12 protein-coding genes and 1 pseudogene are annotated in these 13,714 nt (G+C 65.3%); 4 read left to right on the top strand and 9 right to left on the bottom strand.

What is annotated here, in order from left to right; genetic code table 11:
- Nucleotides 1-73: 73 nt before the first annotated feature.
- The 4 genes from R5H32_RS14390 to R5H32_RS14405 all read right to left on the bottom strand — a co-directional run bounded on the left by R5H32_RS14390 (nt 74) and on the right by R5H32_RS14405 (nt 3,696).
- Entirely contained in the window at nt 74-685 is a 612-nt protein-coding gene (locus R5H32_RS14390; protein ID WP_318339383.1) for a hypothetical protein, read from the bottom strand.
- The gene (locus R5H32_RS14395) at nt 682-1,470 is read right to left on the bottom strand and encodes an ATP-binding cassette domain-containing protein (protein WP_318339384.1); all 789 of its coding nucleotides are present in this window, start codon (nt 1,468-1,470) and stop codon (nt 682-684) included. Before R5H32_RS14395 ends, R5H32_RS14390 begins: the two co-directional genes overlap by 4 nt.
- The gene (locus tag R5H32_RS14400) at nt 1,467-2,555 is read right to left on the bottom strand and encodes an ABC transporter permease (RefSeq protein ID WP_318339385.1); all 1,089 of its coding nucleotides are present in this window, start codon (nt 2,553-2,555) and stop codon (nt 1,467-1,469) included. The genes R5H32_RS14395 and R5H32_RS14400 overlap by 4 nt, the downstream gene beginning before the upstream one ends.
- A gap of 124 nt (nt 2,556-2,679) precedes the next feature.
- Nucleotides 2,680-3,696 (bottom strand): sugar ABC transporter substrate-binding protein, encoded by a 1,017-nt coding sequence (locus R5H32_RS14405; RefSeq protein ID WP_318339554.1) that lies wholly within the window; start codon nt 3,694-3,696, stop codon nt 2,680-2,682.
- 282 nt (nt 3,697-3,978) lie between these two features.
- Here R5H32_RS14405 and R5H32_RS14410 point away from each other — a divergent pair, with 282 nt between their 5' ends.
- Both R5H32_RS14410 and R5H32_RS14415 read left to right on the top strand, forming a co-directional pair.
- Nucleotides 3,979-5,124 carry an ROK family transcriptional regulator gene (locus R5H32_RS14410; RefSeq protein WP_318339386.1) on the top strand — a complete coding sequence of 382 codons (1,146 nt, stop codon included), beginning with the start codon at nt 3,979-3,981 and terminating at the stop codon, nt 5,122-5,124.
- A 93-nt stretch (nt 5,125-5,217) separates the two neighbouring features.
- Nucleotides 5,218-5,610 (top strand): annotated as a pseudogene (locus R5H32_RS14415) (transposase); the annotation flags it as partial.
- Nucleotides 5,611-5,700: 90 nt separating this feature from the next.
- On the opposite strand, the gene R5H32_RS14420 reads toward R5H32_RS14415, so the two are convergent.
- Nucleotides 5,701-6,012, bottom strand: coding sequence for an ETC complex I subunit (locus R5H32_RS14420; protein ID WP_318339387.1), 312 nt, complete (start codon nt 6,010-6,012; stop codon nt 5,701-5,703).
- A 136-nt stretch (nt 6,013-6,148) separates the two neighbouring features.
- Nucleotides 6,149-8,074 carry a DUF3604 domain-containing protein gene (locus R5H32_RS14425; protein WP_318339388.1) on the bottom strand — a complete coding sequence of 642 codons (1,926 nt, stop codon included), beginning with the start codon at nt 8,072-8,074 and terminating at the stop codon, nt 6,149-6,151.
- Nucleotides 8,075-8,486: 412 nt separating this feature from the next.
- Between R5H32_RS14425 and uvrB the strand changes: the two genes are divergently transcribed.
- Nucleotides 8,487-10,661, top strand: coding sequence for an excinuclease ABC subunit UvrB (gene uvrB, locus R5H32_RS14430; protein ID WP_318339389.1), 2,175 nt, complete (start codon nt 8,487-8,489; stop codon nt 10,659-10,661).
- Nucleotides 10,662-10,682: 21 nt separating this feature from the next.
- Here uvrB and R5H32_RS14435 read toward each other — a convergent pair whose 3' ends face one another.
- On the bottom strand, nt 10,683-11,498 hold the full coding sequence (locus tag R5H32_RS14435) for a protein-disulfide reductase DsbD domain-containing protein (RefSeq protein ID WP_318339390.1): 816 nt from the start codon (nt 11,496-11,498) through the stop codon (nt 10,683-10,685).
- Nucleotides 11,499-11,624: 126 nt separating this feature from the next.
- Here R5H32_RS14435 and R5H32_RS14440 point away from each other — a divergent pair, with 126 nt between their 5' ends.
- Nucleotides 11,625-12,179 carry a YqgE/AlgH family protein gene (locus tag R5H32_RS14440; protein WP_318339391.1) on the top strand — a complete coding sequence of 185 codons (555 nt, stop codon included), beginning with the start codon at nt 11,625-11,627 and terminating at the stop codon, nt 12,177-12,179.
- A gap of 2 nt (nt 12,180-12,181) precedes the next feature.
- On the opposite strand, the gene R5H32_RS14445 is transcribed toward R5H32_RS14440, so the two are convergent.
- On the bottom strand, nt 12,182-12,325 hold the full coding sequence (locus tag R5H32_RS14445; RefSeq protein WP_318339392.1) for an argininosuccinate lyase: 144 nt from the start codon (nt 12,323-12,325) through the stop codon (nt 12,182-12,184).
- Entirely contained in the window at nt 12,322-13,713 is a 1,392-nt protein-coding gene (gene argH / locus R5H32_RS14450; RefSeq protein ID WP_318339393.1) for an argininosuccinate lyase, read from the bottom strand. Before argH ends, R5H32_RS14445 begins: the two co-directional genes overlap by 4 nt.
- Nucleotide 13,714 lies beyond the last annotated feature (1 nt).

Below are 13,714 nucleotides of genomic sequence, written 5' to 3' on the forward strand. Positions count from 1 at the left end.
GCCCGGCCGACCGAACCGGTCCTCGAACCGGTTACACGCGCCGCTCGCATATGCCCCGAGCCCCGCGGTGAGGTCAAACCAGAACCAGATCGGCTGGCCGGGAGTGCCGAGCGACGCGTTCGGCATTGGCCAGATCATTATCAAGCGCACGCCGTAGGGCTTCGTCGCGACTGAGTCCTTGATCGAGCCAGCGGCGGAGCAACCGTTGCTTCAACTCCGAGGGTGGCACGTCCAGCCGGATCGTGAGGTCCCAAAGTTCATGCAAAGACGACCATCCCGGCTCGTCGAGCAGAAGATAGTTGCCCTCAACGACCACGAAACGGACCGATGCTTCAACTACGCCGCCCCCCTCGACAACACGATCCGCAGCACGGTCAAAGGTGGGATACCTTACGGCACCGCCTGCCGTTAGCTGCACGAGCAGCGCATGGAATGCAGCGACATCAAAGGTCTCAGGCATGCCCTTGCGATGCAGAAGCCCGCGGCGTTGCAGCTCGTCGTTGTCGAGGTGGAAACCGTCCATCGGCACAGCTGCGGCTGTGTGGCCAAGCTCTAGTGCGAGCTCCGCCGCAAGGGTCGACTTGCCCGAGCCCGGCGAGCCCGCAATCGCGACGAGGATCCGGGGGCGGCCTGCCCCGCAGGCCCGGATCCTATCTGCCAAGTCGCTTCGGCTGACGTCTGTCATTTGCTCGCATTATCCTGCGGTGGCTCCTTCGCGCCGGTCATGAAGGCGACCGCGTCAGACATCGTGTAGTCCTTCGGTCCGATCGTGCAGAGCCTGCGGCCGAGGCGGTGGACATGGATTCGATCGGCGACCTCGAAGACATGAGGCATGTTGTGGCTGATCAGGACGATCGGAATCCCGCGGGAACGTACGTCGAGGATGAGTTCCAGCACTTTGCGCGATTCCTTCACACCCAGTGCCGCCGTTGGTTCGTCAAGGATGATGACCTTCGAGCCGAAGGCTGCTGCGCGCGCCACGGCGACGCCTTGACGCTGGCCCCCCGACAGCGTTTCAACCGCCTGATTGATGTTCTGGATCGTCATCAGGCCGAGTTCGGACAGTTTGGCGCGGGCGAATTCCTCCATAGCCCGGCGGTCGAGCATCTTGAACACGTCGCCGAGAACACCTTTCTTGCGGATCTCGCGACCAACGAACATGTTGTCGGTGATCGAAAGCGCGGGCGAGAGCGCCAGGGTCTGGTAGACTGTCTCGATCCCTGCATCGCGGGCCTCCAGCGGCGAGGCGAAGCGGATCGGCTTGCCTTCGAGCGTCATCTCGCCTTCGTCGATCGTGATCGCGCCCGAGATCGCCTTGATCAGAGAGGACTTGCCCGCGCCGTTGTCACCGATCACCGCGAGGATTTCACCCGGATAGAGATCGAAGTCGGCATGATCGAGCGCGGTGACCCGCCCATAGCGCTTGACGATGCCACGGGCCTTGAGGATTGGTTCGGATGTCGTTGTCATGCGGAAACCCTCCGGATCCACTGGTCGATTGCGACCGCCAGAATGATCAGCCAGCCGATGGCGAAGACCTGCCACTGCACGTCCAGCCCGGCGAGGCGCAGCCCGCTTTCGAAGACGCCGACAATGAGCGCGCCGAAGAGCGGCCCGAGGATCGAGCCGCGGCCTCCGAAGAGCGAGATACCTCCGATCACCACCGCAGTGATGGACTGCAGATTTGCCTCGGCGAAGGCGTTGGGCGAGATCGAGCCGACGCGGCCGATCGAGGCCCAGGCGGCAATCGCGCAGATAAAGCCCGCGAGCATGTAGACCGCCATGAGCGTCCGGTCGGTCCGGATGCCGGCAAGCTCTGCCGCCTCCTTGTCGTCACCGACGGCGTAGACATGGCGGCCCCAGGCCGTCTTGTTCAGCACATACCAGAGCGCCGCGAATACCAGGACCATGAGAATTACGCCGAAGGTGATCCGCGCGCCGCCGAGGTTTATGAACAGCCCGAACAGTTTCAGGAGTGGCGCTTCGGCATCGATGTCCTGCGACCGGATGGATTGCGAGCCCGTCAGGAGCCGCAGGAGCGACAGGTAGACGCTCCACGTCCCCAGCGTGACGATGAAGGGCGGCAGCTTTAACCGCGTGACGAGCAGGCCGTTCAGCGCTCCGCAAGCGATCGCGAGGACGAAGCCCGCGAGGATTGCGATCGGCGCCGGCAAACCCGCGTCGACGCCGACCATGCCCATCACGACCGCGGCGAAGACCATGAGCGCACCGACCGACAGGTCGATGCCGGCGGTCAGGATCACAAGTGTCTGCGCCGCGGCGAGGATGCCGATGATCGAGACTTGCTGCATCACCAGCGAGAGGTTGAAGGCGGTCAGAAACTTGCCGTCCGTGACCATGGGCAGGCTGAACACGGCGATGCTCACCACCAGAACGAGCACCGGCACCAGCGTCGGGTTGCCATGCAGGGCACGCTGGACCCGGTCCAGAGGCCCGGCGCCGCGATGCTCGAAACTCGCGACCCGGGTGTCGCTCTGATCGAGCGTGGTTTCGAAACCCTGGCCCTTGCGCGCCGTCACGGATTCTTCGGTCATGACAAACTCCTGCAGCGATGGAGTGCGAACTCCGGATGCATTGCGGTCAAAGACGCTTGGAGATCCCGGTCGGGATCAGGGGGCGGAGCGCGCCGCCCCCCGTCGGTCTGCAGTGGCTGGGCGCTCAGCCCCAGCATTTCTCCAGTCCTTCGGCCGAGGTCAGCGATGGTATGCCGTCGACCGGATCATCCGTGATCAGTTCCACGCCGGTGTTGAAAAAGTCTAGACCTTCGGTGTTCTCCGGCTTGGCGCCGGTTTCGGCAAAGGCCTTGATCGCCTCGATACCCTTCGACGCCATCAGCAGCGGGAACTGCATAGAGGTGGCGCCGATCACGCCATCGGCGATGTTTTGCACGCCCGGGCAACCGCCGTCGACCGATACGATCAACACGTCGCTTTCCCGACCAACGGCTTTCAGGGCCTCGTAGGCACCGGCGGCGGCAGGTTCGTTGATGGTGTAGACGACGTTGATTTCGGGATCCTTCTGAAGAAGGTTCTCCATCGCGGTACGGCCGCCTTCCTCGTTGCCATCGGTCACGTCATGGCCGACGATACGCGGATCGTCCTCGTCGCCGATATCGGTTGGATCCTTGATGTCGATGCCGAAGCCTTGCAGGAAGCCGCCGTCGCGCAGGTAGTCGACCGAAACCTCGGAAGGGTTGAGATCCAGAAGCGCGATCTTGGCATTCGCCGCCTCTTCGCCGAGCTTGGCCTTTGCCCATTGGCCGATAAGTTCGCCGGCCTTGAAGTTGTCGGTCGCGAAGGTCGCGTCGGCGGTGTCGGCCGGCTCAAACGGCGTGTCGAGCGCGATGACGAGAGCGCCGGCCTCGCGGGCCTGCGTCACCACCGGAGCCAGCGCGCGGCTGTCGGACGGCGTGATCAGGATTCCCTTGACGCCCGACGCGATGCAGGATTCGACCGCGGCGATCTGGGTCTCGACGTCGCCATCGATCTTGCCCGCGAAGGTCTGGAGCGAGATGCCGTTTGCGTCGGCTCCGGCCTGCGCCCCTTCCTTCATCTTTACGAAGAACGGGTTGGTGTCGGTCTTGGTGATGAGGCAGGCGCCGGTTTCGGCCTGCGCGGTCCCGGCGGCCAGGACGAGGCCGGAAAGGGCGCAGGCTAAATAGAGCTTCGATTTCATCTTCATGACGTTCCTCCCTAGAAACTGACTTCAGGGCCCGGATGCGCGCGCAATGCCCGCCGCAACGGATCGACCCGCTCCCTTTGAGCTAGGTAAGCCGATTCTCGTTGGAGGTGTCAATAAATAAATCATAGTGAATTAATATTGACATCACCCTCGACAACCACCACGCTTCCAGAAAAGTCAGGCAAAACGACAGCGAACGACCGAAGACACCAGGCCATGAGAATAAATGACCCATCCGCCGCAGTCGGCGCGACGCGCGGTTCCAACCAAAGCGGAATGCGCGCCCATAACGAGCGGATCGTCCTGACGCTTATCCGCCAGAAGGGCCCGCTGGCCAAGGCCGAGATCGCGCGCATGACCGGGCTTTCAGCGCAGACCGTCTCGGTCATCATGCGGGCGCTGGAGGCGGATGGCCTTCTCGGCAAGGGCGAGCCGGTCCGCGGCAAGGTCGGCCAGCCGTCGGTACCGATGCATCTGATGGCGGAGGGCGCGTTCTTTTTCGGCCTCAAGGTAGGGCGGCGCAGCCTAGACCTGATCCTTGCCGACTTCCTTGGGCGGGTGCGGTCGCGCGCCCGGCTGACCCACCGCTTTCCGACACCAGACGGCGTGGTGCGCTTTGCTAGTGTCGCGGTTGGCCAACTCCTCGACCAGTTGACGCCGACCGAGCGCGGCCGGGTTTCGGGGCTCGGCATCGCTATCCCCTTCCGGCTATGGGACTGGGCGGCGGCGCTCGGGGTGAGTCAAGCCGAGATGGACGAATGGCGCCAGCGCGACATCGCGGCAGAGATCGCGGCGATCTGCGAATTTCCGGTCTATCTGCGCAACGACGCCTCGGCGGCATGCGGAGCGGAACTTGTCTTCGGTGACAACGACAATCTGCAGGATTTCCTCTATTTCTTCATAGGGTTCTTTGTTGGCGGTGGCCTGGTGCTGGGCGGCAGCCTCTATACCGGGCGCACCGGCAACGCGGCGGCCCTGGGTTCGATGCCGGTCCAGCGAAAGTCGGGCGAACTGTGTCAGCTTATCGATGTCGCCTCGCTCGCAGAGTTGGAAAAGGCGCTCGTCGATCAGGGGTTCAACGGCGCCGAGATCTGGGAGAATCCTGTCTCTTGGGAGTTACCATCGGGCGTGCTCGATCCGTGGCTCGACGAGGCGGCGGCCGGGCTGGCCCACGCGATCCTGTCCTCGTCCAACCTGATCGACTTCGAATGCGCGATGATCGACGGCTGGATGCCCGAGGCGATCCGCTCCGATCTGGTGTGCCGCGTCAGCGCCAGCCTGGCCGGGATGAAGCACTCCGGGATCGATCTGCCGGCGATCCGCGAGGGCACGATCGGGAGCGATGCGCGCGCCCTTGGGGCCGCGAGCCTTCCCCTTTCCGAGAGATTTCTCGTTGACCGGAATGCGCTTCTCATCATCTGAGGCCGAAAGGATCCCGCATGATATTGTGCTGCGGCGAGGCGTTGATCGGCGTTGTTGCGCAACTCACGCCTGAGGCATGATGACCCCTTTCCCGATCAGCTCCTCGAGGACGAAGAGATCGCCACCGTGACCGCGGACGGCGCCTACGGCACCCGCCGGTGCCACACCGCCACCATCGCGCGCCGGGCCACTGCGATCATACCGATCCGCAAGAACGGGCGGCCATGGAAAGAGGCCTGCCCGGCGGCCCGGGCCCCCAATGAAACCCTGCGCTCCACGCGGCACTACGGCAGGGCGTTCTGGAAGCGATAGTCCGGATACCATACCCGCAGCCGTATCGAAGCCAGGACACGCTGCCTCAAATCTTTCGGAGAACGAATCGCTGCACGAGACCCCTATCGCCAGACCGCCGAAATCGACAACCGCATCGCTCTCATGAACCGCTTCTACGCCCTCGGCGCCGTCGAGATCATCCGCGTGGCCTGACCGAGCCGGGGAAAGGGGTAGTCAAGCCTCAACCGCGAATTGCGCAACAACGCCACCCGTTTGGCAGATTTATGCCCGCATCCGCAACGCTCAGTGCGTCCACGCACTCTTGCGGTCGGTCGCGAAGTTCTCGCCGTAGCCGCGCGCGCGGATGTTGGGCTTGCGCTTATGCGGCTCGCTCACGACATAGTCGAGGCCATTGGCGCGGGCGTAGTCCTCGGCCGCCTCGCGGCTGTCGAACCTGAGCCGGACCTGGGCCTGGGTGTCGCCCGAACCGGTCCAGCCCATCAGGGGATCGACCTCGCGCGCCTCGGCGGGTGTGAATTCCAGCAGCCACTGCCTCGTCTTCGCTGTCCCCGACTGCATGGCGTTGCGGGCCGGCTGATAGATGCGCGCGCGCATGGGCAAACTCCATCTGGTTCCGGCCTCTTATCCTGAAACTGGCGGGACTCCGCAAGGGGGGCGATCCACATCCGAGATCGTGCCGGCGCCCGCGTCCGCCTTTCCGGAGACGGCGGCGCGGGCGTCGGTCGGGACGTCAGCCGGCCGGCGTGTACCAGATCGGCGAGGTATAGGCCCGCTCCTGAAGCGTGGTCGTCGCGTCCTCCGGGATCTCGACCCCGAAGCGGACCGCGTCGTACACCACCCACCGAGGCGTCGGGATCTCGATCACACGGGCGTAATAGAACGCCCTTTGCGACGGATCGAACTCCGGATCGGTCCAGACGGTGCCAAGCTCGGCCGCGCCGATCGTGTTCGTCCAGCTTGCCGCCTCGAGATCGACGGTGTTGCCGACGGGGGGCAACTTGCCGTCATCGCCCGGTTCGCGGCCGTCCGACCATGCGACGTCATAGACCTTTTCGCTCAGGGTTCCATCCGCTTCGCGCCAGCCCTTGACGATCTGGATGCGGTCGAGATTGGCGCCGATCGGATCGCGCAGGGCATAGACCATGAAGGTCGGTGCTCCGGCGCCGTCGGGCGCGGGCTTGAGGTCGCCGCCCATTGGCACGCCGTCGCCGTAGCCGCGGAACGCGGGCTGCCGCGACCGAAGGTCGGTTTCGGTGAAATCCCAGCCGCCGAAGAACCGCACCATCATGCGCGGTCCGGTCGTCGCGTAGACCTCCTTGCGCGCCATCGCGTCCCAGATTGCTTCGCGCGTGTTCTCGGTTGCCCAAACCCCCGCATAGCCCGAGGCGGACAGCGACCATCCCGGGAAGACGCCCTTGTCGGTCTCCGCAAACGCATGGCTCATCCGCTTGGGCGAGGGTTCGGCACTTGTCGACTTGCCGAAGTAATTGTCCTCGTCCGCGGTGGCGAGAGAGGTGTGGCTGTCGGTGGAGCCGACCATCCCGAACTTGTAGGGATTCGTCCCGAGCTTCTCTTCGAGAGCAAGACCCTGCTTCAGCGCCTCACGGGCATATTCGGCGGGCAACATCGCATCGGTCTTGGCCTCCGACAGGTCGAGGTTGCCGGCATCCCAGGTCTCGAAATCCGCGAACTCGTCAGCCGGGCTGAGGACGGGGTGCGTCTCGCCATCGCCCTTGATCTGGGTGACCTCGTAGAGCGGCTCCCACTTGTTGCGCAGCGTGACGTAGTTCTCGTCGACGGCGGCGCCGGTGTACTGCGCTTCGATCGGGAACATCAGCCCGTTCGACAGATTGCCGTTGTGGGCAATCGCGAGAGCGCGGCCGCCGGTCTTGGCCTCGTAGTTTTCGAGCCAGGCATAGAGGTCGAGCGGATCGGTGCTGCCGAACGGCTCTTGGGTGACCATCGGCAGCACCTGCTCGGCCCGGCGGGATCCGTCGCGTAGTATGACGTTCCGATGCAGGTTGTTGCCCTTGACGAGCGAGGTCCACTCATAGCCGATGAAGGTCGTGAACACGCCCGGATCGTTGTATTTCTCGGCCGCTTCGATCACGTCCTCCCAGATGGCATTGTAGGCGCTGGAACCGGGCGAGTAGGCCGCGAGGAGATTGGGGTCGAGCTTCGCCTGGGCAAAGGTCGTGATGAGATCGAGCGCCGCGCTGGAAGCGGCCTCGCCGCCTTCCTGGAGGCCTTCGTACCACCGTCGGCCCTGCTCGGTATCGACGATCGCGGGCGCGCCGCCAAAGAGATCAGGTGCGAAGCCCATCATGTCGGAATGATCCGCGACAGCCATCCAGTCGAGCGGCCTCGCGAGCCGGACCGGCAGGCCCGTGGCCGAGGTCACCTCCTCCCCGCGGGCGAAGCGGTAGGCCTCGTCGAGGCCGAGGGTATTGCCAAAAAGGCCGGCATCGGGAGACAGGGCCGTGTGTAAATGGGACTCGCCCCAGAAGACCCGGCTCGGGAACGGCCGCTTCGCGTAGGGCGAATAAGTTTTCCCAGGGTAAAGGCCTTCAAGCGATTCCGCGGACGGAACGAACTGGGCCGCCACCGGACCCGAGAGCGCGGAAATCAATAGCGCCGCAATGATGCGATACTTCATGGAATACCCTCCAACCAACCTTGCGTTCCTGTTCCCGACGCGGAGGATAGCACGGATCGGGGGCAGCGACGACCGTAGTGGTCAGGACCTGTCCACCCCCGTCCCGCAAGCCTGCAAGCAGGCCTGACTGCCGGTCGGTGCTACACGGAGCGTTCATGGGTGGATGGTGGCAGGTGGGTGGGTGCCAATGACCGGCAGTCAGGAGCTGCTTGCAAGATCCATGTTACCGCAACGCGCAGCTAATTCAATCTGAAGTTGTTATTAATGTCGAAACTTCGCCTTTTATGGCCGCTCGCCGGACAACACTCCAGCACGGACGCGATTTCCCTTCCAGACGCGACAATGAACTCCCGCGACCAGCCTTGAACCGGAACAAAAACGGATCAAATTGGGGAGGCCGGAGGAATCGCCCATGCCCCACAACAACACCAACGCCCCGTCCCCCCGCCCGGAGGTCCTGACCCGCCCCAAGCTCGAGGGCGGCCGGCGTTTCGCGATGCGGACGGACTTCGCGCCGGCGGGCGACCAGCCGACGGCCATCGCGGAACTCAGCGCCGGGGTGAACGACGGCGAGCGCGACCAGGTGCTGCTGGGCGCGACCGGCACGGGCAAGACCTTCACAATGGCCAAGGTGATCGAGGAGACCCAGCGCCCGGCCATCATCCTAGCGCCCAACAAGACGCTCGCGGCCCAGCTCTACGGCGAGTTCAAGGGCTTCTTTCCCGACAACGCGGTGGAGTACTTCGTCAGCTACTACGACTACTACCAGCCCGAGGCCTATGTCGCCCGGACCGACACCTACATAGAAAAGGAATCCCAGATCAACGAGCAGATCGACCGGATGCGCCACTCGGCGACCCGGGCGCTTCTGGAACGTGACGACGTGATCATCGTCGCCTCGGTCTCCTGCATCTACGGCATCGGCTCGGTGGAGACCTATTCGGCGATGACCCAGGACATGGAGGTCGGCAAGCTCTACGAACAGCGCAAGTTCCTCGCCGATTTGGTCGCCCAGCAATACCGCCGCGCCGACGCCGCCTTCCAGCGCGGCGCGTTCCGGGTGAAGGGCGACACGGTGGATCTCTGGCCCGCCCACCTCGAGGACCGGGCCTGGCGGTTCTCGTTCTTCGGCGAGGAGCTGGAAGGCATCACCGAGTTCGACCCCCTCACCGGTGCCCGCACCGACACGTTCGAAAAGATCCGCATCTACGCGAATTCGCATTACGTCACCCCGCGCCCGACGCTGCAGCAGGCCATTGTCGGCATTCGCAAGGAGCTGGCGCTGCGGCTCAAGCAGCTGCAGGAGGAGGGCAAGCTGCTCGAAGCCCAGCGGCTCGAACAGCGGTGCAACTTCGACCTGGAGATGCTGGAGGCCACCGGCTCCTGCGCCGGGATCGAGAACTACTCGCGCTACCTCACCGGGCGCGCCCCCGGTGAACCGCCGCCGACGCTGTTCGAATTCATCCCCGACAACGCAATCGTCTTCGCCGACGAGAGCCACGTTTCGGTTCCCCAGATCGGCGGCATGTACAAGGGCGACTACCGCAGGAAGTTCACCCTCGCCGAGCACGGCTTCCGGCTGCCCTCCTGCATGGACAACCGGCCGCTGAAGTTCGAGGAATGGGACGCGATGCGGCCGCAATCGGTCTTCGTCTCCGCCACGCCGGCGGCGTGGGAACTGGAGCAGGCCGGCGGCGTCTTCACCGAACAGGTGATCCGCCCCACCGGCCTCATCGACCCCGAGATCGAGATCCGCCCGGTCGAGATGCAGGTCGACGACCTCCTCGACGAGGTCCGCAAGGTCGCCGCCAGGGGCTTCCGCACCCTTGTCACTACGCTGACGAAGCGCATGGCCGAGGATCTGACCGAATACATGCACGAACAGGGCATCCGCGTCCGCTACATGCATTCCGACATCGACACGATCGAACGGATCGAGATCCTGCGCGACCTGCGCCTCGGCGCCTTCGACGTTCTGGTGGGCATCAACCTTTTGCGCGAGGGGCTCGACATTCCCGAATGCGGGCTGGTGGCGATCCTCGACGCCGACAAGGAAGGCTTCCTGCGCTCCGAGACCTCGCTGATCCAGACCGTCGGGCGCGCGGCCCGCAACGCCGAGGGCCGCGTCATCATGTATGCCGACCGCGTCACCGGCTCGATGGAGCGGGCCCTGGCCGAAACCAACCGGCGGCGCGAGAAGCAGATCGCCTACAACGCGGCGCATGGCATCACGCCCGCGACGGTGAAGAAGAACGTCGAGGACATCCTTGCGGGTCTCTACAAAGGCGATGTAGACATGAGCCGGGTAACGGCGAAGGTCGACCGGCCGATGCATGGCGCGAACCTTGAGACCCATCTCAACGGCCTTCGCACCCAGATGCGCAAGGCCGCCGAGAACCTGGAATTCGAAGAAGCCGCCCGGCTCCGCGACGAGATCAAGCGGCTCGAAGCGGTCGACCTCGTCCTCTCGGACGATCCCTTGGCGCGGCAGTCGGCGGTCGAGGAGGCGGTGGACGCCGCGACCAGGACCAGCGGCCGGTCAACGGCGGGGCGGCCGGGCCAGAGGGGCGGCAAGCGGCGGAGGTAAGGCCGAAGCCCGGCGGCTGTGCTAACCGGTGCAGCCCTGAAGGTCGACGGCCCGGCCGGATCCGCCGAAGACCGTGATTTGCACCGACGACCGGTCGAACGCGAAGGGTGCGGCAGTCGACGGCACCAGGTCCGCTACGGCCACGAGCTCGCCGCCGTCGCGGACCGTCTCGGCCTGCGAGACCCAGATGCTGCGGTCGGCAAGCTCGACGACCGCGAATTCCTCCGGTCCGATGCGCGGCATCGTCAGCTCCGAGGTCAGCCGCAGCCCGTCGCGGATCGGCTCGACCGAGCAGCGGGCCCGGGAAAGGCCGACCGCCGCGGCGGGCTCAGGCTGACGGGCGAGCGCCGCGCGGATCATCGGGTCGGACGCGCCCGCCGGATCGAGATCGGCCGCCACGTCGAGCGAGACCGGCACGCAGACCGTTTCGCAGACGCCGAGATCTATCCGCGCGGCTACGGCCATCGGCTGGCCGGGGGCGGCAGGGCGGAACTCGATCGGCAGGACCAATTCGTCACGGTAGCCGGCGAAGCGAAGACCGTTCAGCTCGAAGAGCTCGGGCACCGGCCAATGAATCGCCGCGCCGGCAATGTTGGAAGAACCGCTCCAGTCGAACTGCGGCGGAATGCCGGCCTCGCCGGGCGCGCGCCAGTAGGTCTTCCAGCCCGGCGCCAGGGTCAGGTGCAGGGCCGCCATCTGGGTGCCGCTCTCGGTCCGCCAGCCGCCACGGATCTCGGCCGCGACGAGGTTCGCGGGCAGGTCCTGGGCCGCGACCATCGCGGGCAGGAAGGCGAGGACGGCAGGCAGCGCCAAGGCAATGGTGCGGGCATTGATCATGAAGCGAACCTATGCCCTTTAACGGCGATTGGAAGTCACAACCGCATCGCTCACGAAGAGTTTTGTCGGCCACCGCCCTTGTATCCGGCTCCGTCACGGGCGATCTTGGGGGTGGGAGGTCCCGACATGAACCTCAGTGGCAAGTTACTGATCGCTATGCCCGGCATGGGCGATCCTCGGTTCGATCACAGCGTCGTCTTCATCTGCGCCCATTCCGACGATGGCGCGATGGGGCTGATCGTCAACAAACCGGCGCGCGATCTGTCATTCGACCAGCTTCAGGAACAGCTCGGTATCACCCGCACCGACCGTTCGAAGGCCATAAGGGTGCATTTCGGCGGCCCGGTAGAACATGCCCGCGGCTTCGTGCTGCATTCTGCCGACTACGGCGGCGAGGGCACGACGCTTCAGGTCGACGACCAGTTCGGAATGACCGCGACGCTCGACATTCTCGAGGCGATCGCCCAGGGCCGCGGACCGTCGGAATCGATCCTCGCGCTCGGGTATGCCGGCTGGGGGCCGGGGCAGCTTGAAGGCGAGATCCTGTCGAACGGCTGGTTGACCTGTGATGCCAATCCCGACCTCGTCTTTTCCGACCAGGACGATGGCAAGTGGACCCGCGCGCTGAAGACGCTCGGGGTCGATCCCCTCACGCTTTCCTCGGCCGCGGGCCACGCCTGAGGTCAGCTTCCCGAAACCCCGACCTTGACCATGCCGCTGACGCTCATCCCCGGCGCGGTTTTCTCCGCCGGAGGCTTCGGCGGGCCGTCGGCGCCGCAGCCGGCGAGCAGCGCGAGCAGGCTTAAGGATGCGATCAGGCCCTTCATGCCAGCGCCTCCTTCCAGCGGGCGATCTGGGCGCGCACCTGATCGGGCGCCGTGCCGCCGTAGCTCTGCCGGCTCGCCACCGAGTTGTGGACACCGAGGACGGTATAGACCTCCTCGGTGATGCCGGCATGGGCCGACTGCATGTCGGCAAGGCTCAGTTCCGGCAGGTCGCAGCCCTTCTTCTCGGCCAGCGCGACGAGGCTGCCGGTGACGTGGTGGGCGTCGCGGAACGGCAGGCCGAGCGCGCGGACAAGCCAGTCAGCGAGATCGGTCGCGGTGGAGAAGCCCGAAGCGGCGGCGCGTTCGAGATTGGCGCGGTTCGCGGTCATGTCGCGCACCATTCCCTCCATCGCGGCGAGCGCGAGCATCAGGTTGTCGGCGGCGTCGAAGACCTGTTCCTTGTCCTCCTGCATGTCCTTGGAATAAGCCAAGGGCAGCCCCTTCATCACCATCATCAGCGCGACATTGGCGCCCATGATCCGGCCGATCTTGGCGCGGATCAGCTCGGCCGCGTCGGGGTTCTTCTTCTGCGGCATGATCGAGGAGCCGGTGGAGAAGCGGTCCGAGAGCGCGACGAAGCGGAACTGCGCCGAGGACCAGATCACCAGTTCTTCGGCGAAGCGCGAGAGATGCATGGCGGAGATCGAGGCGGCGGCGAGAAACTCCAGCGCGAAGTCGCGGTCCGAGACGGCGTCGAGCGAGTTGGCCATCGGCCGGTCGAAGCCGAGCGCCGCAGCCGTCGCGTGGCGGTCGATCGGGAACGAGGTGCCGGCGAGCGCCGCCGCGCCCAAGGGGCATTCGTTCATCCGGGCGCGCGCGTCGCGGAAGCGGCCGAGGTCGCGGCCGAACATTTCGACATAGGCCATCATGTGATGGCCCCAGGTCACCGGCTGCGCGGTCTGGAGATGGGTGAAGCCGGGCATCACCCACTCGGCCCCGGCCTCGGCCTGCGCCAGAAGCGCCTTCTGCAGCGCGGTGAGCCCTTCGATCGCGGCGTCGGCTTGGTCACGGACCCAGAGCCGGAAATCGGTCGCGACCTGGTCGTTGCGGCTCCTCGCGGTGTGGAGCCGGCCGGCGGGCTCGCCGATCACCTCCTTCAGCCGCGCCTCGACGTTCATGTGGATGTCTTCCAGAGCGGTCGAGAAGGCGAGCTTTCCGCCCTCGATCTCTGACAAGACCGTGAGCAGGCCTTCCCGAATGGCCTCGGCGTCTTTATCGCTGATGATGCCCGTCGCCGCGAGCATCGCGGCATGGGCGCGGGACCCGGCGATATCCTGGGCGAAGAGCCGCTTGTCGAAGCCGATCGAGGCGTTGATCGCCTCCATGATCGCGTCCGGCCCGGCGGCGAAGCGCCCGCCCCACATCGCGTTCTGGGTTCTGTCGGTCATA

This window comes from Defluviimonas sp. D31, assembly GCF_033436765.1.
Lineage (GTDB): Bacteria > Pseudomonadota > Alphaproteobacteria > Rhodobacterales > Rhodobacteraceae > Albidovulum.

What these genes read in the sequence shown, in the direction of transcription:
- R5H32_RS14420 (WP_318339387.1), bottom strand. Translation starts at nt 6,012, where the DNA reads ATGCGCGCGCGCATCTATCAGCCGGCCCGCAACGCCATGCAGTCGGGG.
- R5H32_RS14425 (WP_318339388.1), bottom strand. Translation starts at nt 8,074, where the DNA reads ATGAAGTATCGCATCATTGCGGCGCTATTGATTTCCGCGCTCTCGGGT.
- R5H32_RS14395 (WP_318339384.1), bottom strand. Translation starts at nt 1,470, where the DNA reads ATGACAACGACATCCGAACCAATCCTCAAGGCCCGTGGCATCGTCAAG.
- R5H32_RS14435 (WP_318339390.1), bottom strand. Translation starts at nt 11,498, where the DNA reads ATGATCAATGCCCGCACCATTGCCTTGGCGCTGCCTGCCGTCCTCGCC.
- R5H32_RS14445 (WP_318339392.1), bottom strand. Translation starts at nt 12,325, where the DNA reads ATGAAGGGCCTGATCGCATCCTTAAGCCTGCTCGCGCTGCTCGCCGGC.
- argH (WP_318339393.1), bottom strand. Translation starts at nt 13,713, where the DNA reads ATGACCGACAGAACCCAGAACGCGATGTGGGGCGGGCGCTTCGCCGCC.
- R5H32_RS14390 (WP_318339383.1), bottom strand. Translation starts at nt 685, where the DNA reads ATGACAGACGTCAGCCGAAGCGACTTGGCAGATAGGATCCGGGCCTGC.
- R5H32_RS14405 (WP_318339554.1), bottom strand. Translation starts at nt 3,696, where the DNA reads ATGAAATCGAAGCTCTATTTAGCCTGCGCCCTTTCCGGCCTCGTCCTG.
- R5H32_RS14410 (WP_318339386.1), top strand. Translation starts at nt 3,979, where the DNA reads ATGCGCGCCCATAACGAGCGGATCGTCCTGACGCTTATCCGCCAGAAG.
- R5H32_RS14400 (WP_318339385.1), bottom strand. Translation starts at nt 2,555, where the DNA reads ATGACCGAAGAATCCGTGACGGCGCGCAAGGGCCAGGGTTTCGAAACC.
- uvrB (WP_318339389.1), top strand. Translation starts at nt 8,487, where the DNA reads ATGCCCCACAACAACACCAACGCCCCGTCCCCCCGCCCGGAGGTCCTG.
- R5H32_RS14440 (WP_318339391.1), top strand. Translation starts at nt 11,625, where the DNA reads ATGAACCTCAGTGGCAAGTTACTGATCGCTATGCCCGGCATGGGCGAT.